Source organism: Adhaeribacter aerolatus, assembly GCF_007991635.1.
GTDB classification, from domain to species: domain Bacteria; phylum Bacteroidota; class Bacteroidia; order Cytophagales; family Hymenobacteraceae; genus Adhaeribacter; species Adhaeribacter aerolatus.
The window spans coordinates 53413-77808 of sequence record NZ_BJYS01000037.1; the positions used below are offsets into that span (position 1 = coordinate 53413).

General features: G+C 45.0%; 14 protein-coding genes. 3 read left to right on the forward strand and 11 right to left on the reverse strand.

All coding sequences use genetic code 11. From position 1 onward, the window contains the following. Positions 1–1353, forward strand: coding sequence for a Gfo/Idh/MocA family protein (locus AAE02nite_RS20870; protein ID WP_146902581.1), 1353 nt, complete (start codon positions 1–3; stop codon positions 1351–1353). 373 nt (positions 1354–1726) lie between these two features. Then, the gene (locus AAE02nite_RS20875; protein WP_146902584.1) at positions 1727–3139 is read left to right on the forward strand and encodes a Gfo/Idh/MocA family protein; all 1413 of its coding nucleotides are present in this window, start codon (positions 1727–1729) and stop codon (positions 3137–3139) included. Positions 3140–3371: 232 nt separating this feature from the next. On the opposite strand, the gene AAE02nite_RS20880 is transcribed toward AAE02nite_RS20875, so the two are convergent. The 5 genes from AAE02nite_RS20880 to AAE02nite_RS20900 all read right to left on the reverse strand — a co-directional run bounded on the left by AAE02nite_RS20880 (position 3372) and on the right by AAE02nite_RS20900 (position 15492). Beyond that, positions 3372–5450 carry a CehA/McbA family metallohydrolase gene (locus AAE02nite_RS20880; RefSeq protein WP_146902587.1) on the reverse strand — a complete coding sequence of 693 codons (2079 nt, stop codon included), beginning with the start codon at positions 5448–5450 and terminating at the stop codon, positions 3372–3374. An 82-nt stretch (positions 5451–5532) separates the two neighbouring features. Beyond that, the gene (locus AAE02nite_RS20885; RefSeq protein ID WP_146902591.1) at positions 5533–6864 is read right to left on the reverse strand and encodes a Gfo/Idh/MocA family protein; all 1332 of its coding nucleotides are present in this window, start codon (positions 6862–6864) and stop codon (positions 5533–5535) included. 378 nt (positions 6865–7242) lie between these two features. After that, positions 7243–8730, reverse strand: coding sequence for a RagB/SusD family nutrient uptake outer membrane protein (locus AAE02nite_RS20890; RefSeq protein WP_146902594.1), 1488 nt, complete (start codon positions 8728–8730; stop codon positions 7243–7245). Between the two features lie 29 nt (positions 8731–8759). Further along, a complete protein-coding gene (locus AAE02nite_RS20895) occupies positions 8760–11936 on the reverse strand; it encodes a SusC/RagA family TonB-linked outer membrane protein (protein WP_146902597.1) in 3177 nt (1058 codons plus the stop codon). A 1099-nt stretch (positions 11937–13035) separates the two neighbouring features. After that, positions 13036–15492 (reverse strand): TonB-dependent receptor, encoded by a 2457-nt coding sequence (locus tag AAE02nite_RS20900; protein WP_146902600.1) that lies wholly within the window; start codon positions 15490–15492, stop codon positions 13036–13038. Between the two features lie 279 nt (positions 15493–15771). Between AAE02nite_RS20900 and AAE02nite_RS20905 the strand changes: the two genes are divergently transcribed. Continuing rightward, positions 15772–16914 carry an amidohydrolase family protein gene (locus AAE02nite_RS20905; protein WP_146902603.1) on the forward strand — a complete coding sequence of 381 codons (1143 nt, stop codon included), beginning with the start codon at positions 15772–15774 and terminating at the stop codon, positions 16912–16914. Positions 16915–17176: 262 nt separating this feature from the next. Here the strand turns inward: AAE02nite_RS20905 and AAE02nite_RS20910 are convergent, their stop codons facing one another. From AAE02nite_RS20910 to AAE02nite_RS20930, 6 genes are all read right to left on the reverse strand, one after another. Continuing rightward, positions 17177–18079: a metallophosphoesterase gene (locus tag AAE02nite_RS20910; RefSeq protein WP_146902629.1), complete on the reverse strand. Its 903-nt coding sequence runs from the start codon at positions 18077–18079 to the stop codon at positions 17177–17179. 155 nt (positions 18080–18234) lie between these two features. Further along, positions 18235–20130: a sulfatase family protein gene (locus AAE02nite_RS20915; RefSeq protein WP_146902632.1), complete on the reverse strand. Its 1896-nt coding sequence runs from the start codon at positions 20128–20130 to the stop codon at positions 18235–18237. A gap of 53 nt (positions 20131–20183) precedes the next feature. After that, positions 20184–21062: an alkaline phosphatase D family protein gene (locus AAE02nite_RS20920; protein WP_170252658.1), complete on the reverse strand. Its 879-nt coding sequence runs from the start codon at positions 21060–21062 to the stop codon at positions 20184–20186. A gap of 215 nt (positions 21063–21277) precedes the next feature. Next, positions 21278–21664: a metallophosphoesterase family protein gene (locus AAE02nite_RS26890; protein WP_218033535.1), complete on the reverse strand. Its 387-nt coding sequence runs from the start codon at positions 21662–21664 to the stop codon at positions 21278–21280. Beyond that, on the reverse strand, positions 21637–22485 hold the full coding sequence (locus tag AAE02nite_RS20925; RefSeq protein WP_218033534.1) for a purple acid phosphatase family protein: 849 nt from the start codon (positions 22483–22485) through the stop codon (positions 21637–21639). Before AAE02nite_RS20925 ends, AAE02nite_RS26890 begins: the two co-directional genes overlap by 28 nt. 248 nt (positions 22486–22733) lie before the next feature. Continuing rightward, positions 22734–24359 (reverse strand): RagB/SusD family nutrient uptake outer membrane protein, encoded by a 1626-nt coding sequence (locus tag AAE02nite_RS20930; protein WP_146902639.1) that lies wholly within the window; start codon positions 24357–24359, stop codon positions 22734–22736. Positions 24360–24396: the final 37 nt, after the last annotated feature.

Here is a 24396-nt window from a genome sequence, read left to right on the forward strand (position 1 = left end):
ATGAACAGACGCATTTTTCTGAAAAAGAATATTTTGGCCACCACCGGCTTGGCTTTGGCGCCGGCGCTATCCTGGGGCAAGGCTGTTGCGCCCGATAAAAAAGTACGGATAGGCATGATTGGCGTAGGCAAGCGCGGTACCAGTCATTTACGCAACTTACTCTACCGCGACGATATAACCATTCCGGCTATTTGCGATATTGACCCGGAGCGGATAAAGATAGCGCAGGAATTAATAGCCAAAGCCGGCCATAAAAAAGCGGAAAATTACACCAGCGGCGAGCACGCTTACCTGGATTTACTCAAACGCAAAGACCTGGACGGGGTGATTATAGCCACGCCCTGGGAATGGCATACCCCCATGGCCGTGGCCGCTATGAAAGCCGGAAAACGGCCCGGGGTAGAAGTATCGGCCGCTAATACCATTGAAGAATGCTGGGATTTGGTAAACACTTCCGAAGAAACCGGGGTGCATTGCATGATTCTGGAAAACTCCTGTTACCGCCGCGATGTAATGGCCGTGCTGAACATGGTACGACAGGGCGTTTTTGGGGAACTGGTACATTTACAATGCGGCTACGAACACGACTTACGCAAAGTTAAATTTGAGCCGGGCGTGGAGTTTGGGGCCAAGGGCGTACACGAAGCCAGCTGGCGGACGAACCACTCGGTGCACCGCAACGGGGATTTATACCCTACCCACGGTATCGGACCTATGGCGCACTGCATCAACATTAACCGGGGCAACCGGTTCGTATCTTTAACTTCGATGGCTACCAAATCGCGCGGACTACACGATTATATTGTAAAGAACGGCGGCGCGGATCATCCCAACGCCAAAGTAGAATTTAAGCTGGGCGATATTGTAACCACGCTTATTTCTACCCAGAACGGCGAAACCATTGTGGTTACCCATGACACCAATTTGCCCCGTCCTTATTCGCTGGGCTACCGCGTGCAGGGCACCAACGGCATCTGGATGGTTGACGGAAATATGATTTATATCGAAGGGAAAAGCCCGGAAACAGGCCATGGCGAGAATCATAGAGGCGAAGCAGCCGATGCCATGCTGAAAGAATACGATCATCCGCTCTGGAAAAAATTGGCGCATAAAGCTACCGGCACCGGCCACGGGGGCATCGATTTCTTTGTCTTAAATTCTTATGTAGAATCGATTAAACGCAATGTACCTTTCCCGATAGATGTGTATGATGCGGCCGCCTGGAGTGTTATCAGTCCGCTTTCCGAGATGTCGATAGCGGCCGGTGGCGCGCCTCAGTTATTTCCGGATTTTACCCGGGGCAACTGGATAAACCGCAAACCGGTTTTTGCTTTATCAGATGACCATATTTAGCGGGATAGGACTTACCTAAACTATTGAAATTCACCCTTTGAAGCTATACTTACAAGGATATATAATTTTGACATTGCTGGTGCGAGCTTGTAGTTCGTACCGCCAATTTAACAGCATTGGTAAAGCTTATTTGGTAAAATAACCTTTGTTCGTCTCCTATTTAAAGCTGTCGGTAGTGAAAAGATACGAGCTACAAGCTCGCACCAGCCCTAAAAAATTAATAGCTTTTCCGCTACAAAATTGACTTTGGGCAATGGGGAGAATTTACCGGGTTAAAACTTAATTGCTAAAGTTCTGAAACTTATAGCCTGTCATCTTGGTGGCTCTAACTATTTTTGAACTAGTCTATTATAAGCACTTAAATATTAATAAAATGAAAAATAACCGAAGGGATTTTATAAAATATACCGGACTGGCCGGAGCGGGGCTTTTGGTTGGTTGTTCTCCAAAAGATATAAAGGTTGGTTCTGCCCGAAATATTGTTTCGGGCAAAGAGCGCAAGCAGGTATTTAACATGACCGGCTATGCCGCTCCCGCTATGGAAACAGTGCGCCTGGGATTTATTGGTTTAGGCAGCCGTGGCCCCGGCCATTTAAATAATGCCAGCTTATTAGGCGGCGTCGAAATAAAAGCCTTGTGCGACATCAGGCCCGAAAGTATCGCGGCCGCTAAAAGACGCATGAAGGGCCAGGGCCATAACCCGGATATTTATACCGCAGGTGAAAACGACTGGAAAAAGGTTTGTGAGCGGCCGGATATCGACGTGATTTATATTGCCACGCCGTGGCACTTGCACACCCCCATGGCGCTGTATGCCATGGAGCACGGCAAACACGTTTGCTGCGAAATTCCGGTGGCTACCACCTTAGAAGAATGCTGGCAGTTGGTAGAAACCTCCGAACGCACCCGCAAACACTGTGTCATGCTGGAAAACAACTGCTACGATTTCTTTGAATTAATGACCCTGAATATGGTACGCCAGGGCTTTTTTGGCGAGATTATCCACGGCGAGTGTGCGTACATCCACGATTTGCTGGAAATGAATTTTTCCAAAACCCAGTACCAGGACATGTGGCGTCTGAAACAAAATGCCAGCCGGAACGGCAATTTATACCCCACCCACGGCCTTGGCCCCATTTGCCAGATTATGAATATCAACCGCGGCGATAAAATGGATTACCTCGTATCAATGTCGAGTAATGATTTTATGATGGGCCCGATGGCGAAAGAACTGGCGGCGAAAGATGATTTTTATAAGCCTTTCGCCGACAAAAATTTCCGGGGTAACATGAACACGACTTCCATCCGCACGCTCAAAGGCCGGACGATTATGTTGCAGCACGATGTAACCTCGCCGCGGGTTTATTCCCGCATCCATTTGGTAAGCGGTACCAAAGCATCGGCCCTGAAGTTTCCGCTGCCGGGCCGCATTGCCACCGGCCACAAAGATTGGGTTACGCCCGAGGAGTTAAAGGCACTGGAAGAAAAATACCAACCCGCCATTGTCCGGAAAGTGGGCGAACTGGCTAAGCAGGTGGGCGGCCATGGCGGCAAGGACTTTTTGATGAACTGGCGCGTTATCGATTGCCTGCGCAACGGTTTGCCCATGGATATGGATGTGTACGATGGGGTGCTTTGGAGTTCGATGTTTCCGCTAAGCGAAATATCCGTCAGTAACCGGTCCAGCGCCGTAGATATTCCCGATTTTACAGCCGGTAAGTGGCAAACTAATCAGCCAGTGGATATTTCCATGGCCCAGGGAGGTAACACTCAAATAAAACTTTAAGCTTTTATATTAAATAGCTGGCTCAATAAATTAATAGTTTAAAGCCACTTCCATCTTAATGGTTGGTAATTAGATATTTCAACTGCAATTAGCGCGAGGCTCCGGCCTCGTGTCTTTTTGTATCTGCCATAACAGCCTCAAACAATATAAGACCTAATATTATCGGTTAGGAAACTTGTGATAATCAGAACCGCTGTGATATTGGCGCTAGTAATAGATAAACTTACCTCACTCACTTCTGAACCGCCGCAGCTTGTTGCGTTTCCTGCCAGGCTTTTCTAAATTGTTCAAATCCAGCTAGCGTTCTTGGTTTGGCTTTCTGCAGGGCTTTTGTAAATTTATTACCGGTAAGGTGAATGCCTTGAACCTGCAGTTGCGAGGCAACCGAAATGGCTACGGCTTCGTCATAAGGTGCCAGTTTCTTTATTATCTTACCGGGGTTATCTTTAGCCGAAAGTAGTATTTGGGTGGCGTATTCTTTAGCGCTGGTTCGCTTATTATCCTTATCAGCATCAATCCAAACGGCACCCGATGCGCCCATTACCAGCGGCTCCCAGTGCGGTCCGGTTGGCTGATAAGGTTTAACCAAAGGCCAGTAAGGCATACTGCCGGCGGGTCCGTCGGCAACAGCCACCAGGAATACATCCTGTTTGGATAAGGGTAGTTGCCAGGATCCGCTCCATTTTACGCCCGCCGCTGTTTGGTTACTAATATTCACTTTCTGAATTTTCCGGCCGTTAGCATAAAGCGTTACCCGTTTAGCCCGCACCCAACTCGGCCCCAGTACCCGGACCGTTACCTGAACCTCCCCTGCTGCCGGCACCAATTCTCCCGGACCGTATTTATTCTCCACCAACAGTTCGGTCAGTAAGCCCAGACTCACCATTACTTTACCCGCGGTAAAATTATTCACGGCTTCTGCCACGTTTATCTGGCCCGGATTGGTAGCCGAGCTGCGGATATAAGTCCGCCCTTGCCCTACTATATAGCGGCTTACATCGTGCGAATCGCTGGAACCTACCGGCGTGACCTGGTACCCGCCATTCAGCATACCAAACCAATCGTGTAGTAACTGGTGGTTATCGGTTTGTAACGCACCCGAATTTATAACTTCCATGGCATTAGCCGGGAAAGTCCAGCCGGTTAAGGTGCGGCCCGCCGGGGCCAGGTGATGCGCCGGGTCAAACGGCCGGAAACCCGCATGTTCATCGCGGGCATGATTCAGAATAATAGCATTGGAGGCAGCAGGCGGGCCTAAAGTAAGCGCCAAGGCATTCCAGTCTTTTGCCCAGTAGTTGGACATAGGCGCATCCGGCGCAACCGGAAAAATATTAAAATGTCCGACCGGCGTGGTTACTTCACTGCCCATAACGGGGGTAAAATATTTATTTAGCCCTAGCTGTTTTACCTCCTGGCTGATATCGATGTGTTTATTATGATCAGTGATAATGGGCAGCTCTATTCCTTCGCCGGCCAGAGTAACCGCCCTTTCGGCAACGGTAGCATCGCCGTGGCCCGAGTGGGTAAACGTGTGCACGTGCGTATCGCTGCTAATCCAGCCGGCCGTGGGCACTTCGGCCTGAATGGCTAATTTTATTACTTTCCGCTCACCGGTCTTAAGGTTCAGGTTTACCGAATCTACACTATATTCAAATCCGCGGCCGGCGTATAACCGGTAACTACCCGCTGGCAAATGGATACTGACCTTTCCATTACCGGTATAAACCACGCCGGTCCGGGTGGCCAGTAAGTCACTTTGGAGGGTACTAACGGGTTGCAGAATACCCGCCGCATTTACTATTGTAATCCTGGCAGGCAACGGCTGCTTAGTTTTGGCATCCAGCACTTCTACTTCCACCAAAGCCTCGTTTAATACCTGGTTTACGGGGCGGTTATCCAGCACCACTTCGCCAACCCGGATGTCGTCGCTAAAAGGGCTGGCTGTTGCCACCCGCATAATATTCTCGCCGGTTTTTAAGCGGCCCGCCGGAACCGGCAGATACGTGCGCATATCTTTTTCGTCGGTAACTAATGGACCCAAAATTGAGTCATTCAGCAGCACCCGCCACGCTTGCTTCACATCTTGTTGCCTTAATTGCAGCGTGTACGCGCTTTTATTTACCTGAGCAGTAAACCGGATTTCCAAATATTTGGCCTCGGGCAGGGCCGGAAAAGATGCCCACTCCGGTTGGTCGCCGCTCCGTACATGATGTAGTTTCGCATCCAGTACCCGGTCCTGCCCGAACAGCGGCTTACCCGGAATTAACCACATCAGGAATAGGAAGGCTATTGCAACAGGTTTTAAGTTCATTCGCATGAAATCATGTTCTTGCTAAGAGTTGGCAGTAAAACAAAAAAGGATACCTTTTCTGGGTATCCTTTTAAATTAGCTTTTAAAATACTTCATTCAGGCCGAAAGTTGGTTTGCGGTTTATCCAGTTGCCCCGGGTAAAATCGGGGAAAGGCTGCGGAGCCCCGCCGGCCGCTACCGACATTTCCGACAAGGGGGTAATAACGCTCCAGGCGGCCGCATCATATACATCCAAAGGCGGCGGCGTTTGCCTTTTTACCGATTCCACAAAACCATTTAAGACAAAATAATCATTACCCGTGTGACCCGATCCTTTGGCTTTATCTTCGGATTTCTGCCAAAGCACATGGTCGAATTCTTTCATGTATTTGTCAGCTACTTCGCCCTGGTGCTCCGGGCTCTTTCCTTCTACATAAATCATGTTGCCATTATACATCCACAGGCCATTGGTGCCCTGTACCAGGTAATTATTTGTTTTGGGCCGCGGCAAATTAGTATCGTGGGTAATTACAATGGTTTCGCCGTTTTGGGTAGTAATAACGGTGGTTACAATATCGCCGAGTTTAAAGTTTACTTTTGCGTTCTGGTGGTTCTCCCCGCCTTTTTTAACAATATATTCGTGTAAGCCCCGGGCTTTGGTAGCTACCGAGGTTAATGAAAGGAATTTATTGCCCCGGTTAATATTTAACAGATTGGCTACAGGACCTATGCCATGAGTCGGATATAAATCGCCGTTGCGGTGCACCGAGTGATTGGTTCGCCATTTGGCTTCGTGTTGGCCATTTGCGCCAAATTCGGCACCGGGTGCAACTTTAATAGCCCGCAGGTCGTGCAAGTAGCCACATTCGCAATGCAAGAGCTCGCCGAAAAGTCCGCTCCGCACCATGTTCAGCACGGCCATTACATCGCGGCGGTAGCAGGAGTTTTCCAGAATCATGCAGGGCACGCCGGTTTCCTCGGAAGTGTTTACCAAATCCCAGCATTCTTCAATGGTATTGGCGGCCGATACTTCTACCCCGGGCCGTTTACCGGCTTTCATGGCGGCTACGGCCATGGGCGTATGCCATTCCCAAGGGGTGGCAATAATCACCCCGTCCAGGTCTTTGCGCTTGAGCATTTCCAAGTAGGCATGGTCGCCGCTGGTGTACGTTTCCGGTTTTTTATGACCGGCTTTGGCTATTAATTCCTGCGCTATCTTTATCCGCTCCGGGTCAATATCGCAAATAGCCGGAATCAGCACATCATCCCGTTTTAACAGGTTGCGTAAATGGTTGGTGCCGCGCAATCCAACGCCCAGAAAACCAATCCGGGCTTTTTTTTCCGGAGCGACGGCGGTACCCCAGGAAAGCGCCGGCGCTAAGGCCAGTCCGGTAGTTGCCACTAAGTTCTTTTTAAGAAAAATACGTCTGTTCATATCAGGTTAATAAAAAAGATTATCCGCTTGGAGCCTGTTATTCCTGTATTATAGATGAAGCTGTAAAGTATTTTAAAGTTGGTTGCCATTAGTGGTGTTATTACCACTAAAGAAGCCTTCACCCGACTATTTGCCGGTAAAAACACACGGCACCGGCTAGGGCCTAAACAACTATTAAAATGCTAATTATCTTTAATATGTAAAAGGCTGAAGAGGGTAAATGAATATTTTTAAATTGAGTGAAATGATAAAGTTTATCGGCTAATTCCTGAGAAACTTAAGATAAACCATTATACCTGCAGATTAAGCAAAGAACCGCTTCCTTTCCCTTTTGAGCGAAAGGAAGCATTGGTTCTTTGCTATCCACAACCACCCAAATTATGGATTCTGCGTTAAGTTAGGATTCGTTAACAATTCATTTTGCGGAACAAAGTAAACTACCCGCGGACTGTTTGGCTCGACTATCTGCACATTTTGCCCGCTTAGTAAGTGGTAGCCCGGATAATTTCGCACCAGGGGCATATTATTCCGGAATAAATCATACTTGCGCCAGCCTTCAAAGGCGAGTTCTAATCTTCTTTCTTCCAGTACTACCGATAATACCGAAGGATGACCTTTTAAATCTCCTAAGGTATACAGCGCATCGCCCGATAAACCGGCTCTTTTCCGGATTAAGTTCACATCATCCAGCGCCAACTGGTTTTTGCCTAATTTGGCATTGGCTTCGGCCCGCATCAGGTAAATATCGGCTAACCGCAAATAAACCGGCGAACTCAGGGTTTGCAATCCTTCCTGCCACGAGTATTTGTTAATGTAATATTTCTCCAGACCGTTTCTTTTCTCCAGAACTGGTTTCCCCTGGGCATCATAGGTAATATTTCCCTGCGCATTGCGGATATACACGGGTTCTACAAAACTTTGGCGGGCATCATTCGGGTTTTTATTTAATAAATTCCGGTAAGTTTCAGAAGCGTACATTTCGCCCCAGCCTGCGCCATTCTGGCTGTAGTACAACGAGCCAATCGCCGCTTTGGCCATGTCGTCGGTAGCAATATGCTTAATGGCAAAAATGGTTTCGGGGTTACTTTCGTTGGCGACCGTAAAATATTTCTTAAACGGCTCCGTATCCATTAATTTGTAGCGCTTGGAGTTAATAACCTTCTCCGCATATTCAATGGCTTTGGCGTTATCTTCCTTGTATAAATACACCCGGGATAACAGCGCGTAGGTTACTTCTTTAGAAGCAAAACTGCTGTTTTTCGCTACCGTCATTAACTCGGCAGCTTTGAGCAAATCGGCTATTACAAAATCATAAACTTCTTTAACAGTACTCCGGGGTGGTAGCGCCGTTACATCGGTATCTTTCCGAATCATTACCCCCGCCGAGGCGCCCTTATCCTGTGAATAGGGCCGTCCGAAAAGATTTACCAAATCGAAGTGCGCCATGGCCCGCAGAAAATAATTTTCGCCGAGCAGTTGGTCGGTTACCGGCGACTTTCCTTCCGGAATTGATTCTATTGCTGCATTGGTACCATATATTACTTTATAAGCGGCGAGCCAGAATTCCCGGGTCCGGTCCATGTTTACCACGTGCTGGTAATTATAGGCGAAAAACAGGTGGTTGGTAGTGGTACCGCTCAAAGTAACATTATCGCTGGCGTACTCGGTTAATACGTGCAGGTTTTTGGCGTAATTATTTCCTTTCAGGTTGGCATAATTACCCAATGTAGCGGCTTCTATCCCATCCTGCGTGGTAAAGATAGTATCGGCCGACTTGCCGTTGTAAGGTTCCAGGGTCAGCTCGCAGGACGTTGAAGTTAATAAAAGTCCTGCTGTCAGCAATTGGTACAATATATTCTTTTTCATTTCAAATCAGTTTTAAAGAATCTAAAAAATTACAGCCCCAGATTAATGCCAAAGAGTACTTTCTTGCTTAAAGGATAAGGCGTATCCAGAATGCCGTTATCAAAATTAACCTCCGGATCCAGACCGGAATATTTTGTCCAGGTATGCAGGTTATCGGCCGACACGAACACGTTCAGGTTGCTGAAACTTAATTTCTGGATCCAGGTGGCCGGGATTTCATAATTCAAGCGGATATTCCGCAAGCGGATATAGCTGCCATCCTCTAAAAACCGGGAAGAAGGTTTGTTGGAGTTGGTACCACCACCTCCCAGAATCGGGAAAGGGTGGGTTGCAACATCGCCTGGTTTTTCCCATCTGGTCCAGCCGTTTTTCAACTTCACCTGGCCGTTGGTTGGATAAGCGCCATCGGCATCCATCGATTCCCGGTCGGAATTATAAAGCAGGTTGCCGCTCACGAAGTTAAAGAACACGTTCAGGCTTAAACCTTTGTAGGCAAAATTATTTGTAAAACCACCGGTAAAATCCGGACTGGCTTTACCCACTACCTGTAAAGTAGCCAGGTTGTAGTTAGAAGTTTTTTCTACCTGGGTAACTTTGCCATCGGCATCATAGGTGAGCTTTTCCCATAACGGGCCACCGGTCTGCGGGTCTACGCCGGCCCATTTTTGCATGTACCAGGTACGCAGGGGTTGCCCCACCATTACCCTTCTTAATCCGTTTACAATCGGTTGATCGTTATACAAAGAAGTTACTTCGTTGCGGTTAAACCCAACATTAAAGTTCGTTTCCCAGGTAAAATCGGAAGTAGCAATATTAGTTGTGTTTAATTCAATATCTACCCCATTGTTCCGGATGGTACCAATATTTTGAATCTGGGAGGTGAAACCGGAAGCCGAAGATAAAGGCACATCAAATAACAAACCTTTGTTGTCGCGCTGGTAAGCATCAACCGCAATGTCAATCCGTTTGAACAAACCAATATTTAAACCAACGTTGGTCGTATAAGCTTTCTCCCAGGTTAAATTGGGGTTAGCCAATCGGGAAGGAATAGCGGCGGAAATACCGGCATATTGCGTAGAATAACTGTACAAAGCGCGGGTTATAAAATCGGCAATGTTGGCATTACCGGTAGTGCCGTAACTGGCCCGGAACTTTAATAAAGACAAAGGACCGGATTTAGGCATGAAATCCTCGTTCGATACTATCCAGGAACCGCCGAAGGCATAAAAATTACCATATTGGTTATTAGAGCCAAATTTAGAAGAACCGTCGCGGCGGAAAGACGCTACCCCGAAATATTTATTATTATAACTGTAATCTACCTGGGAAAAATAAGAGTTGAAAGCGCTCTTATATTTAGAACCGGTTATCCCCACCGGAACCGCCGCTACATCCATAATTTCCAGGCCCGATGGCACGCCGCCGCCCTGGCTGTTCAGGTTATCGCCGTAGTTGGTTTGGAATTCTGCTCCTAAAATACCGCTCAGGCTGTGGTTCCCGAAATTTTTAGCGGCTTTTAACAAATTAGAATTCAATAATGATTGCGCGTATCTGATATTATTCGTTAACAAGCCTTTCCGCAGGGAGCCGGTAGGAGTTTTGGGGTCCGCATAAAGTTCAGCACGGGCACTGCTGATATCGGCCCGGTTCGTAGTCGAGAAACTTAACCAATCATTAATATCATAATTCAGCATTAAATCGCCTTGTATATTATTACCTCTTTCATTGGAGTAATTTAAAGGCAGATAAAACAGGAAGTTAGTCCGCTCCCGTCCCCGCCAGTCTGCTTCCTGGCCGGTACGGACGGTTCCATCCGGGTTATAAGGCGCATCCCAGGGCAGGTTCCGGAAGGCCTGGTGCAGGGCCGGGCGTTCCTGCGGCGAATCGAATGTGGTATAATCCATCCGGCCATTGAGCCGGGTAGCAACGGTTACTTTCTCGTTTATTTTGTGTTCGAGGTTCATGCGAACATTAAACCGTTCGTAATCGGTAACCGTAACGGTACCCTGCTCCTTATAATAGTTGCCGCTGATGTAAAACCGGGTTTTCTCGTTGCCGCCGCTGGCCGACAGTTCGTAATTTTGAGTAAGTCCGTTCCGGAAAGCTAAGTCCTTCCAGTTGGTATCGGTTTGAGTTAGGCTGGCGGGTAAATTCGCGTCCAGGTAGCTTTCAACCGTAGTCGGAAAATTCTTGCCGGCCAGGTAAGCATTAATTTGCGCTTCTGTCGGATTCGGATTCGTTTTCTTTAGCTCGTTGATGTGGGTACTTCTTTTGCCGGTATAATCATTTACCCACATGGGGCGCTGAAAATCATAAAACTCCTGCGAGTTCATGGTTTCGAAATTGCCGCTTGAGACCCAACTGTTACCCAAGGAGGAGTTGAAGTTAATTTTGGTTTTGCCGGCTTTACCGCTTTTAGTGGTTATAACAATTACCCCGTTGGCAGCCCTGGAACCATATAAACCGGTGGCGGCCGCATCTTTCAATACCGTTACCGACTCAATATCGTTGGGATTAGCGGTGCCGCCAATTACCCCGTCTACTACGTACAGCGGATCGGCGCCCGCCGTATAAGAACCGGTTCCCCTAATCCGGACAGTTGGTGCATTACCCGGCTGGCCGGAACCACCTGAAACCATAATACCGGAGGCTTTACCTTGTAATAAGTTGCCCAGGTTGGGAGCTGTTACGCCTTTCAATTTTTCTTCGCTTACTACCGCCACCGAACTGGATAATTGGGTTTGGTTTTTAGAAGTATAACCCACCACAACCACCTCTTCCAGGGCTTTATTATCTTCATTCAGGGTAACATTTATGGTAGACTGCCCATTTACCGAAACCTCTTTGGTGATAAAGCCAATAAAGGAGAAGATCAGGGTTCCGTTAGACTCCGGGAGGGCCAGGCTATACCGCCCATCGCTGCCGGTGGTAGTACCAACGGTATTCCCTTTAAGCAACACCGTTACGCCGGGCAAAGGCTCTCCTGCCACAGAAGAAACCCGGCCGGTAACCGTAATGGGCGCTACTTTATTAAAAATTTTCTTCTTTATGGCCGGTTTAAATGCTGGGGAAATAAATTCTCTGGAACTGTTTAGCCCAATGGCACCCGCTGCCTCATACCCTTGCAGCGTTACAAAAGAAATGATAAGTCCGGTAAGCGTTTTTTTGGCTAACTGCGGAAAGACCTGGTATAAATCATTTTTCATATACAAATGGATTTAATTAAATTGAAACTGAGCAATTATTGAAGATTGGGGTAATAGGAAGCGGCGGTATGTTCGGTAAAGCTTGCTTATAGAAGCAATTCCTTATAATTAATCTTGCTAAATTCATAGGCAGGTCTAATCGAATCGACGGAACAAATACATCTTATCTATGGAAAATACTTATTAAATAAACTTCGGGCAGGCAACCCCAAAACACAAAGCGCTAAGGTTTAATCAGGTTGTGCTATTATTATAATAAGACCTGCTTAACAGCTGCCGAATATTACTCAGAATCAAAGAGGCGGAATATTAAGAGAATTAATCTTACTTAAAACATCTTTCAAAACTCAAAAGCCGACAACGCGCTTGCATTTCGTTTCGATATGGGTAATTCTTTTAACCTTTCCTTTCCAAGTATAATAATTTTTTTCCTAAATACTTTCAAAAGAAAAAAAAATTTTTGTTAGATTATTAACTGTAAAAATAACATTTAATAATATGCCAAAGGGATGGGGTTGTTAATCTGGTTTATAATTAACCAGCAGAAATGAAGCGGCACTTTAAATATACAGTAGTAGTCAGACTAAATGGAAAGCCTACGAAAGAGTATTTATAGGATTAGTGAATAATATAACTTGCTTTAAAGTAGGAATATTTTTCTCCATTTAAAATACGGGTTCAGGAAACTTTAGGTAAAATCAAATAAAAATGTGCCGGCCGGCTAACACAAAAGTACTTCCGTCTATTACCCTAGCCGGAGCCTCACAGGCTGAAACAGAAACCACAGTAATCACCAAAAGCCAGAACCCACATCATCTTAAACAAGACAATATGGGTTCTGGCTGAGGGGGTACAGAAAAATTAAGTAAGCGAAATAAAACGCTGTCTTTATTAAAAGAGTTAACGAAATGCCACTTATACTAAACTGAATAAATAAATCCGTGATAATCCATTCATAAAACCCGGTAACTTTTCAAAACTCAACCAGGTTTATCTGACTGCAACTATAAGGCCAGCTGGCATTATTACTTATTACTTATTACTTATTACTTATTACTTATTACTTATTACTTATGACATATAGCTTACAAGGTACACCTTAAAACTCTTTTTCGCCGAATTCACTTTCGGTAAACTTGGTTTTTTTGCTAAGCTGGTTCAGGTTAAAAGAAAGGTTAACTAAAAATACATCCACTTCATAAATATAATTGGTAGTGGTGTAGAAATCGCGGCCGCGGGTGGTAATGCGCTGCTCATTAGACTTCAGCAAACCTAAATCCATATTCTGCCATTGCAGCGTAGCATTTAATTTCCCATTCATGAACGATTTCTTTAAAGATAAATTGGGCGAAAAGAACCTTGAATCCTCGCCTTGAGCGGTTGCCCGTTCCGACAGATAGTTAAGACTCCATTGTAAATTCAAGGTAGGCGACAAACTAAAGGTGCTGTTGGTATTGAGGGAATACACCAAACTGGAATTATTAACGGCCACCGCATTATTAAACAAACTACCTTTTATCGAATAATTATAAACGTTACCGCCAAAATAAAGCTTCCACCAGGCCGTCGGTTTAATATCTAAGCCGGTTTCCAGGCCTACCTGGCGGGCGCGGCCGGCATTGGTAAATATTCGACTGATGATGGTATCGGCATAAACCCGGTTTACCCGGTTGATGGTATTGTTAATGCTCTGGTGGTAGAAAGTAAAAAATACCGAACCGGCTTTAAAATTCTTGATTACCCCCATTTCAGCCAGATCAATGAATTCGGGCAACAGGTTGGGATCGCCTTGCTCCAGGGTTTCGGAGTGTTCGCGCTCGGGTAACGGGTTCAGGGCAAAATTGCTGGTGCGCTGCACCCGACGGCTATAACCGGCTTTGGCTTTCCAGTTATCGTTAAAGGTATACAGCGCATTGGCCGATGGGAATAAATTGCTCAAATTAAGCTCCAGCGTAGGTTCCTCCCGGATAGTTAAATCGCGGGCAGCGTATTCGTAGCGAAGGCCCCCGCTATAAGCCAGCTTGGCCAGTTTACCGGAATATTGGGTGTAAAAGGAATGAATCTGATTATTGAGGCTTACCAAACCGCTGTTTTCCGGGTAAAGGGTAAAGTGGGTACTACCTAAGTTTTTCTCGCGGTACAGGAAATTACCGTCATCCTCATGGTACCGGAACTGATAGCCTGCCTCTAACTTGCCCAAACCCACTGTAGCGGCATAATCCAGCTTAAACCGGTACCCGCGCAAGGGCCGGTCGGTAGTGGTTTCGGTATATTGCAGGGTGTCGGCGGTTTCGGCATTTTTAAGGTTGCGGTTGCGGGTAAAGCCCGATAAATTATCATTTTCGAAAAGCCCGGAAGCAGTAAGCGTAGATTTATTCGCAAAAGTATGATTGAAATCGAGGTTGGCGATGGTAAAAGTGCCATGCCGGCTGACGAGGTTGGAGTTAAAATAATTGCTGCGCCCGATTATTTGCCCGGTGGTCTGGTTGGTGGTGGTATTGGTATAAAAAATATCGGCCAACCGGTATTCGGTGCGGGTACCATTATAAATACCGGCGTTGATACTGTTATTTTTATTTATAGCATAGGTTATTACCCCCCTAACCGAATGATTGTATTTATCGGTGCTCCGCTCCCCTACCGACGGAAACGAAGTAAACCGGTTACCAATGGTGGTATTAACATCTCCTACCCGACGGCCGGCCAAATCGCTGCGTAAGTAGCTGCCGCCCAGCGAAATGTCCCATTTATTTTGCCGGAAGTTAACGGTAGCGTCAGCGCCATACCGTTTGGGACTTTCTGCATTATTATAATCTTGTACGCTCGGCAAACCTACCTGCACATTAGCCAAAATCCCGAAACCATTATTGGTACCGGTTTTAGTGGTAATATTAATAATGCCTGCCTTGCCGTCCGGGTCGTATTTGGCGGAAGGGGACGTAATAATTTCGATGTTATCAATAGCATTGGCGGGAATCTGGCTTAAAATCTGCGCGGCATCTGACTGCACCGGCTTGCCATTTAAATAAACGGTAAAACCCGTTGAGCCACGTAAACTAATCTCGCCCTGGGCATTTACCGCTACCGAGGGCATGTTCTTAAGCACATCAATCCCGGTACCACCGGTTGCGGCCTGAAACTGCCCGGCGCTATACACCTGTTTATCTATCTGGTGGTAAACAGTAGCTTTTTGTCCGGTAACCTGTATTTCCTGTAATAAGCGGGCCGAGGCACCGAGTAATATATTGCCGATATTTAACTGCTGATCTTTTGTTAAAGCGATATTCTCTAACCTGGCTGTTTCATAACCCATAAAATGTACTTGCAGCAGGTAACTGCCACCGGCTAACTTTTCCAGCAGGAATTTTCCTTTTTCGTCGGCAATGGCGCCGCTCAAAATTTTGTTACTGCCGGGCTCCAGTAGGGTAACGGTAGCAAACCCAATGGGCTGGTTTTCCCCTTTATCTAATACAGTTCCGGTAATGGAGGCCGATTGGGCCCAGGCCGTTTGTACGAATAAAAATAATAAGAAAAATAAGGTAGTATTTTTGATCATGAAAGTAACAATTAGTTAAAGCAGTATAATTGGTTTGCCGAAAATATTAGAAATAACAGGCCCACCAATTATGTTTACAAACAGGAAAAAACAATGAATCTAATCAGTTATAATATTTTTTTAAGACAAAGGTTTCGAAAGAAAACCGCATTTTAGGAAAGAAAATAAAACAATAATATTTTTTAATACCAAAGTACTTGAAAGTTGCTGTAAAAATACAGATATTTTGGTTGATCCAAGTTACCGATAACCGGTTTTAAGCATTTATAACGCATTCCGATGACTTCTTTGAAATTTATTACCTATGCGGCTCTGGCTTGTTTTGGCTGCTTGTGGCTATTTGCAGGCTGCTCTACCAGAATAAACCAAAACCAGGCTACCGGCTTTTACACTGTAGAAGATTTTAATACCGTACCGAAGTTTGATACGCACGTGCATATCAATACCACTGACCCTAGCTTAATCGAACAGGCGCAAGCAGATAATTTCCGGCTCCTGACCATTAATGTAAGCGCCCCGGGTTACCCAACCATTTCCGAACAGCAAGATTTGGCCCTGCAACATATTAAAAACTATCCGGATAAACTGGCTTATGCCACCACCTTTTCGGTGCAAAACTGGGCAGATGCCAACTGGGCGGAAGCAAGTTTGCAATACATCAAAAATTCTATGGCTCAGGGCGCCATTGGGGTTAAAATCTGGAAGAATATAGGCATGGAACTGAAAGACGCCGAGAATGCATACGTGATGATTGATAATCCACGGTTTAAACCGGTACTGACCTATTTGGAGCAACAAAGAATTCCGGTAATCGGGCACTTGGGAGAACCCAAGAACTGCTGGCTGCCCTTAGCCGAAATGACCGTTAATAATAACCGGAGTTATTATGCTAAAAACCCGCAGTACCACATGTACCTGCACCCGGAAGCACCATCTTACGAGGACCATATCCGGGCCCGCGATCAGGTGTTGGCGCAATATCCGCAATTGCCATTTACCGGCGCCCACCTGGGTAGTATGGAATGGAGCGTAGATGAATTAGCCAAGCGCCTGGATAAATACCCTAACCTGGCCGTAGATATGAGTGCCCGCATGGGCCACCTGCAATACCAGGCTCAAACAGATTGGCAAAAGGTGCGGGAGTTTATGATAAAGTACAATGGCCGGCTGGTTTACGCCACCGACATTGCCATTGATACAAAAGAATCGCCGGCCGATGTAAAAAAACGGGCGCACGAAACCTGGCTGCGCGATTGGCGCTTTTTGGTTACCGCCGATACCATGACCACCCCGAATGTGAACGGCGTTTTTAAAGGGCTGCAGTTACCAAAAGAAACCATCGATAAAATTTACCACCACAATGCGCTGAAGATGTTTCCGGGATTAGCTAAGCTTGAAAAAGCTGCCCTTAAAGAAAAATAAAACTTCCCTAAGGACAGTTTTTCATCCGGCTTTTAATAATGGACCGGGATTATATTTCATTATGGTTATTACCATTTTCTGATAATAAAAATTTAGAGGGGTTATTTGTATCAAATTGCTAAACAGCTATAATTGATTTAAATCTTAAGTTTTAAAGATCTCGAAGATTTGTTCAGCATTATAACTTCAGTGCTTTAACAATAGTGTGTTTAGAGGATTTGGAATTATGAACCTGACTTTTTACGCTTGGTCCATATATCTTTCATTTTTTTAACACCCTGCTAACTTCTTTACCATAGCCTTGTATTTCCAAATGATCTTCAAAAACCGAAACAATAGCAAAAGCATTTTCCTCTTTTTCTACCATTCCTTTAAATGTAACATAGTTAACACCATTTTTAGAAAAGTACTGGCTTTTATGTACGTGACCGTTCAGATAGGCTTTTACATTTGCATACCTTTCTATCAAATTTCTAACTTCCGAAGCGTTCCAGAGATTATAAGGTAATTCCTCTGGGTACAAAGGAAAATGGCAAAACACTATTACCCGCTGGTTTTTCTTTTGCGCGGACGCTAACTCGTCTTTTAACCAGTTTAACTGTTCCTGACCCAAACCACCGTTCCAGGGTTGGGCATTGGGCGCTTTAGCTGCTTTCAATTTATCCAGCATAACCTGGGCTTCCTTATAATTGGCTGTACCTTCGGTATTGGCAATCAGGCTAATATCGTTGCCATTTAAAAGAATAAATTTCCAGTTCTTTTTATTAAAGGAATAATATTCATTTTTTAACTTCAGCGCCGGCAGCACTTTGCTTTTCTGGTTTGCTGCCACCTCAAAATCGTGGTTGCCAATTACATGGAATAAAGTAGGTTTAAGCCTGTTCGTAATAGAATTAAGGGTGTCGTAGCTTTTAAAATCATCGTTTATAAAATCGCCGAGGCTGATGACAAAAGCTGGCTTCTGCTGGTTAAAAACCTCCACTGCTTCGGTAAGCTTTTTAATAGAAGACCGGTAATGCCGGGTGCCTTGGTTTTCCCGATTAGCATACTGCACGTCGGCTATTACGCCGAATATAAATAGAGGCTTTTTCGGAGCTTGCGAGAAAGCTGTACTGGCAGCGGTGAAACAGAAACAAAAAAGTGAAAATTGAAACAGTCTTATCATCGTTATTATTGTATTTCTCGATCATATTCCGGCCAGAGAATTTCTCTTTTTTCGCAAATACTATAGTTCGCCAGTCGTTTGCCATACCGCCTGGTGCTTTTTTAGGAAAGAAGATACCTGGTTAAGAGATTACTTGGTTACGCCTGTTTTACCGCTTATAACTTTATTTGCCTGATGCCAAGCCGTTGCAGCAGCACATCATAAGCCGATTGCAATTCAATGGTAGCTTTCCTGTTCTTATTTGCATCTGCCTGCACAATTACCGATTCATAGGGTTTGATATCTTTCAAATAAGTAATATTCTGAAATGCAAAGAGCGCCAATTCGTCGTTCGGGTCGAAACAATATTTTTTAAGCAGTTGCTCGGCTTCCTGATCGCCGAACGCATCTACGTTGATAGCCGCCGCTATAATTTGTACCGGCGCATAGCCATTCTTCATAGCCTTGGTTAGAGCGATTTTGTGTTGCTTCTGAATTTCTAACGGTTGCGATTTAAAGCCCATAATCGCCCAGTACCGTACAATATTATTCGGGTGGGTTAATAATCCGGCTTGCTTCAGGGCAATGCTTTTACCTCTTTTACCCGCAAAAGCCGCCGCCGCATAAATGTCTCCTAATGGGTACTTACTCTTATCTAATCTGAATTCGTATGGCGTGGTGGTTTTAGAAAGTTCGGCCAGCTCGTATTCCGGTAAAAAGAGAATATCGCGGGAGTTCATAATATTCTCCTGCACGGCCTGCCGCATCTTGTTGGCTACATGCTGCATTTCCGGTTTATCAATCAGGTTCTGCAGCTCCCACGGGTCGCTATCGATATCAAACAGAAACTCGGTTGGGCGCTCCAGGAACAAGTTTTTCTGTACTGCATTTAACTTATTGCCGATAAAATCCTGGTACATTTGCTTTTTTATATCGCTTACTTCCTGGTATTGGATCCAGCGGTTTTCCGGCATAAAGGGCATAAAATTACGCGAATAAACATACCGGCCATCGGTAGCAGAACGCACCAAATCGGCCCCTTCGTCGGAGCGGTCGTTAGAAGCAAAAATTAAATCCCTGGCTGGAGAGCGGTACGTCCCTAAAATCGCCCGCCCTTTCATATAATCCGGGGCCTTTATCCCAGCCAGGCTTAAAATGGTCGGGGCCAGGTCTTCAAAATTTATTAGCTCATCGGTAACTACTCCGTTGCTGCCCCAGGGCGATAAATGGCGGTACATGGGCGGAAACCAGATAATAGAAGGTACATGATAGCCCAGGCCGATGCCATTGGTTTTAGCCCGGGGTATTCCTTCGCCGTGATCGCCAAAAAAGAAAATAATGGTGCTATCGGTTAACTTATCTTCCTTTAAACGATCCAATAATTTGCCTATTTTTATATCGGTAAGTTTAAGGGAGTTATAAACGCGGGCCACCTGCTTGCGCATTTCCGGGGTGTCGCGGTAAAAAGGCGGCATATCAAAGTCGTTTTCCCCTATCCTGTCTTTTTCCGGAATAGCGTTTAAAACGGCTTTTACATAGTTATCGTAAGTGTTGGTCATGGTACGCGACTGGTGCGAATCCATGAAGTTAAACACGGCGAAAAAGGGTTGTTTGGGTTGCCTTTTCCACCAACCCGCATTTACCGAGCTCTCATTCCAGGCTTCGGTAATCACGCGTTTCTCCGCCGACGTGTTGTAATCTGTTTTTGCATTATTGGTGGTGTAATAACCACTATTTCTTAAATAAGCCGGAAACCCTTTTATTAAATCGGGAATGGGATAGGCACTGCGGTGGTTACCGGTACCGGCTTCGTAGGTCCGGACGCCCGTAATTAAGGTAAAACGGCTAGGTGAACAAACAGTGCCCGTGGAAAAAGCATTGGTAAAACGTACCCCGTCTTTCGCCAAACCGTCTATTACCGGTGTGCGGGCCTGGGTATTACCGTACGCTCCTACAAAATGGGGAGAAGTATCTTCTATGGTTATCCATAAAATATTAGGGTTTTGGGCGTATAATTCCCCCTGAAAAATCAAGCTGGCCAGGAAAACCAAACCATAGTATAAATACCTCATTCCTCGGTAATTATAGAATAATATCTTTATTAATTTGATAAAGGCTGTTAATCCTAAAATTCAAACTTCTCGGTGTGGAAAGCTTCGCCCTTTTCCCCTTTTATGCTAACCTCCGCTACCAGTTTTTTACCTGCATCGCGGAAACGGAAAAGGCCATAATTCTTAAGGGTAACCAAAGGCCCAACCCGGTAAGCACTGGGATATTTGGCCTCGGAGTTAGTGGTGGTGGTATGGGTTAAACCGCTGGAGGTAATTTCGAAAACTGGTTGCTCCAGGCCTGGAATATTAACGCGGGAGAATTCACCAATGTGCCGGTCGCCAGCAATGAGCATCACCCCTTTGGGCTTGGTAGCAGCAAGCAAATCATAGAACCGTTTCTTGGCATTCGGGAAATTGGCCCATTTCTCACTCGGAAAATTATCCGGCACAATCTGAATGCCGGTCCCAATGATGTGCGCATCGGCTTTACTGTTTTGCAATTGATTTTGTAGCCATTGCCACTGCACTTCGCCTAAAATATCGCCCTCACTTGGTAAATATTTACCGTTTTCCCGTTGCAGCTGGTCTTGGTGATACCGTACATCCAGCAAAATAACTTTAACTGTTTTCTTCCCTACTTTATAATCATAAGCGGCATAGATGCCCTCCTGCTTTCGCCGGGGACTATTGGCCGGCTCTCCAAAAAAATCTAAGGCTAATTGCTGGCTTTCTTTCTTCTTGGGATAGGTTTTATTGCCATCGTTTTTGCCGAAATCGTGGTCGTCCCAGGTACCAATTACGGGTACCTGGCTAATTAACTGTTTGTAGCCTTCCTGATTCAATTGGGCATCGTACTTTGCCTTCAGAACAGCCATATCTTCCGAATCGCCATAGATGTTATCGCCCAGCCAAACCCATACATTTGGTTTATCCTGGATTATTGCCGGCCACAAAGGTTGCGGTAAATCATGCCGGCTACAAGAGCCATAGGCTATAACAAATTCATTATTCTCTGGAAATTTTGAGGTTGTGCAACCATTAAATAAGAATAGGAATGAACTGAATAGATAAATAAGGTAATGTTTCATATTTGCTGAGTTTACTTTCCTATGGCTGAATTATTTAGAGTGATTATCTATTATAGAATCCGGTTCAATATATTAACAGATTAGATTTTTAGGGCCCCCACCTGCTTACCACTGTCATCGAACATTTGCAGGTTTAAAGCTTTTTGGTCGGCCGTTACATTTATGATAGTGCGTTTGGTATCGGCCGGCCCTCCCCCGATTATAATGGGATAGTTATGTTGCCCCTCTACCGGCAGGTGCACCCCATATTTATGGGTATGGCCGGAAATCAGCACATCTATTTTAGCTTTATTTAACATTGGCCCCCATACTTCGCGACAATGAAGCGTGCCGTGCCCTTCACCGGAATAATATAAAGGAATATGGCTGAACACTATTTTATATTTAGCTTTCCGGAATTCCTTTTTCTGTAGTTCCCGCTCTAGCCATTCGGCTTGTTCTAAACGGTAAGCATCAAAATCAACGATTCCCCATACACCATCACGCCATCGGCTTTGTCTTCCCCGGAATCCAAAACAATTATATAAGCCGGACCGTGTTGAAAAGAATAATAATACCGGTTTTCGCCGCCGTCAAAATAGTTATTGAGGTGCCGGGAAAATTTGCCCCGGGTTTCGTGGTTTCCGCGAGATAATATAAAGGGAGTATTGGTAGCAAAGAGGGTACTCAGGGGCTGTAATATTAAATTTACCACCTGATTTTCATCGGTCGCAAAATTAATCATGTCGCCGTTCAGGAAAATAAAATCTTTTTTAGTATCGCCCTGGTACTTCATTAAATGACCAAAGGATTCCGGCCGGTTGTGGATATCATTAAAAATACTAAAGGCTAATGTTTCCGCTTTTGGCGCAGGTGTTTTAAATGCGTAAACCGGACTGGTATAGGTATCGCCGTAAACAATTTTATTCGGGATAAAATCTAGAATAACCCGGGAAACAATGCGATAGAAATATTCTTTAGCCGGCTGCAGATTTTTTAAAGTAATCGCATTATTGTTATTAAAGGCTTCTATCAAACCAGACTGAACGGTATGGGCTTTTCGATCGAGCTTATCGGAGGTTTCCCCAAATTCTACGTAACTGTAACAAGGTAAATTAGTAAGCCACCTAACGGTAATTTTATTAGGATAAGCCGCCTGTAAATAAGGGCCAGCTTTTAATATAGGCTCCTCATCAGGCTTAAGGACTTTAGCGGTAGCAAATCCGGATAAAGGAGTAACTCCGGCCAAGCCCAGCAAACCTATAGCCGAAATAAACTTTCTGCGTTTTACTTTTTTATTTATTTCCATTAGCTAAATAGTATGGGAATTAAAGTAATTATGAAGCTACAGACTAAAATAAAGCCTTTTAAAATTATAAAAAGCCTATGTTGCAATCCGTATGTTTGGACTGAATGATTTGATTACAATTACTTTTTAATAATCAGGTAATGTTTTATAAGCTTCTTAAGAGATAATAGTATGTCCTCATTCCTGATAGTGCAGGTAACTTTAATCTAAAGCTGCCTCCACCATCAGGAATGAAGAATAATTAATCTTTACCAACCTGCATTTTGAGGTAACAGGTTCGGGTTCATATTATACTCATCCCACGGTACCGGATAGGTATGATCGGGATTTTTCTTCTGATAATTCCAGTTTACCCCCGCCCAGGTGGCCGTTACTAAATTATTGTTGGTAATATGACGATATTTCATACCGGGGGCCGGTTTTAAATCTTTCAGAATATCCTGGGCAATATCCCATCTTCTGATATCATAAAAGTGCCATCCTTCTAAAGCCAGTTCCACGGTGCGTTCATGCCTAACTGCTTTGCGCATGGCGGCCTGATCGCTTACATTTACCCCCACCGCTTGCAAAGTTGGCTGGTTGGCCCGGGCTCTTACATCGTTAATGGCCTTAACCGCAGAAGCATCAATCTGGCCCAGTTCAATTTTAGCTTCGGCATACATTAATAATACATCGGCATACCGTATAATCATGTAATTCAGGGCATTATTCGTAAGCTTGGTAACATCTTCGGGGTTCGTATACTTTTTCATTAAGAACCCGGTTTGGTTTCCCCGGATTAGGGCGGCTACCTCGTCTTTTGTTTTGGAACCTACTCGTACATCGTGCGGCTTGGTTTGTCCCCATAAAACATCGGCATAGGCACCGGTTTTAAATAAGGGCAACCAAATAGTAGCTTGTAATCTTTGGTCCCGGTTGCGGTAAGGATCTTCCGGATTGAAAGTAGGATCAGCCGAAATAGGCAGGCCGTTAATAGTTTCATATTCATCTACCAGCAAGGAAGTTGGGTTCATGTTTAGATTGGCCGTTTGGTTGGTAATACCATAGGGTGCTACTACGTTCATAAAATTATGCCCGGTAGTTTCGGTATAGATGTACTCCAGAATAACTTCCGGATTATTATACTCACTGCTGTATTTAAACAAATCGGCATAATTGCCCATTAAGGAATACTGATTTAAGTCCATTACGGCTTTGGCGGCATCTGCCGCTTTTTGGTACTGTTTCGACCAAAGCATAGCCCGCGCTTTCCAGGCCAGGGCGGCACCTTTGGTTATCCGGCCTTTATCTTTACCGGTATACACCTTCGGTAAAATATTAGCAGCTTCAGTCAGTTCGGTTTCAATAAAATCCAGTACTACCTGCTTGCTTGTCCGGGAAATAGTAGAGGCCTCGGCAACACTTAATTCTTCGGTAAAGAAAGGTACATCGCCAAAATAGTTTACCAGAAACGTATAATTTACCGCCCGTATAAATCTGGCTTCCGCAGTTAACCTCGCCATCATTTCGGGCGATATTTTATCGGCCGGAACGGTATTTACATCTTTCAGAAAACGGTTAGCGGCTGAAACTGCCCGGAAATGGTTGTTCCACCAGTTATTAATGATGGCCGAAGTAACCTGTACCTGACCATTGGTGATTACATTGCCGCCAACATACGGTTCTACCGAGTGTTCCGTATTGTTGTCCATAAACACCTGGTTTATCTTCGGTAAGAAGGTATAAAGGGCATTAACGGCAATTTCTGCTTCCGCTCCATCCTGCCAGAAAATTCCCGGGTTTAGGGTTGTTACTGGTTTTTTATCTAATAAATCATCTTCACAGCCAACCAGCGTAGAACAGAGGGTTAATAGAAGTATATATATCTTTTTCATTATATCTTTTTCAATTTATCTTTTTTAATATCCAGCA

Coding starts and splice junctions, on each gene's coding strand:
- AAE02nite_RS20870 (WP_146902581.1), top strand. CDS start 1: ATGAACAGACGCATTTTTCTGAAAAAGAATATTTTGGCCACCACCGGC.
- AAE02nite_RS20875 (WP_146902584.1), top strand. CDS start 1,727: ATGAAAAATAACCGAAGGGATTTTATAAAATATACCGGACTGGCCGGA.
- AAE02nite_RS20880 (WP_146902587.1), bottom strand. CDS start 5,450: ATGAACTTAAAACCTGTTGCAATAGCCTTCCTATTCCTGATGTGGTTA.
- AAE02nite_RS20885 (WP_146902591.1), bottom strand. CDS start 6,864: ATGAACAGACGTATTTTTCTTAAAAAGAACTTAGTGGCAACTACCGGA.
- AAE02nite_RS20890 (WP_146902594.1), bottom strand. CDS start 8,730: ATGAAAAAGAATATATTGTACCAATTGCTGACAGCAGGACTTTTATTA.
- AAE02nite_RS20895 (WP_146902597.1), bottom strand. CDS start 11,936: ATGAAAAATGATTTATACCAGGTCTTTCCGCAGTTAGCCAAAAAAACG.
- AAE02nite_RS20900 (WP_146902600.1), bottom strand. CDS start 15,492: ATGATCAAAAATACTACCTTATTTTTCTTATTATTTTTATTCGTACAA.
- AAE02nite_RS20905 (WP_146902603.1), top strand. CDS start 15,772: ATGACTTCTTTGAAATTTATTACCTATGCGGCTCTGGCTTGTTTTGGC.
- AAE02nite_RS20910 (WP_146902629.1), bottom strand. CDS start 18,079: ATGATAAGACTGTTTCAATTTTCACTTTTTTGTTTCTGTTTCACCGCT.
- AAE02nite_RS20915 (WP_146902632.1), bottom strand. CDS start 20,130: ATGAGGTATTTATACTATGGTTTGGTTTTCCTGGCCAGCTTGATTTTT.
- AAE02nite_RS20925 (WP_218033534.1), bottom strand. CDS start 22,485: ATGGAAATAAATAAAAAAGTAAAACGCAGAAAGTTTATTTCGGCTATA.
- AAE02nite_RS20930 (WP_146902639.1), bottom strand. CDS start 24,359: ATGAAAAAGATATATATACTTCTATTAACCCTCTGTTCTACGCTGGTT.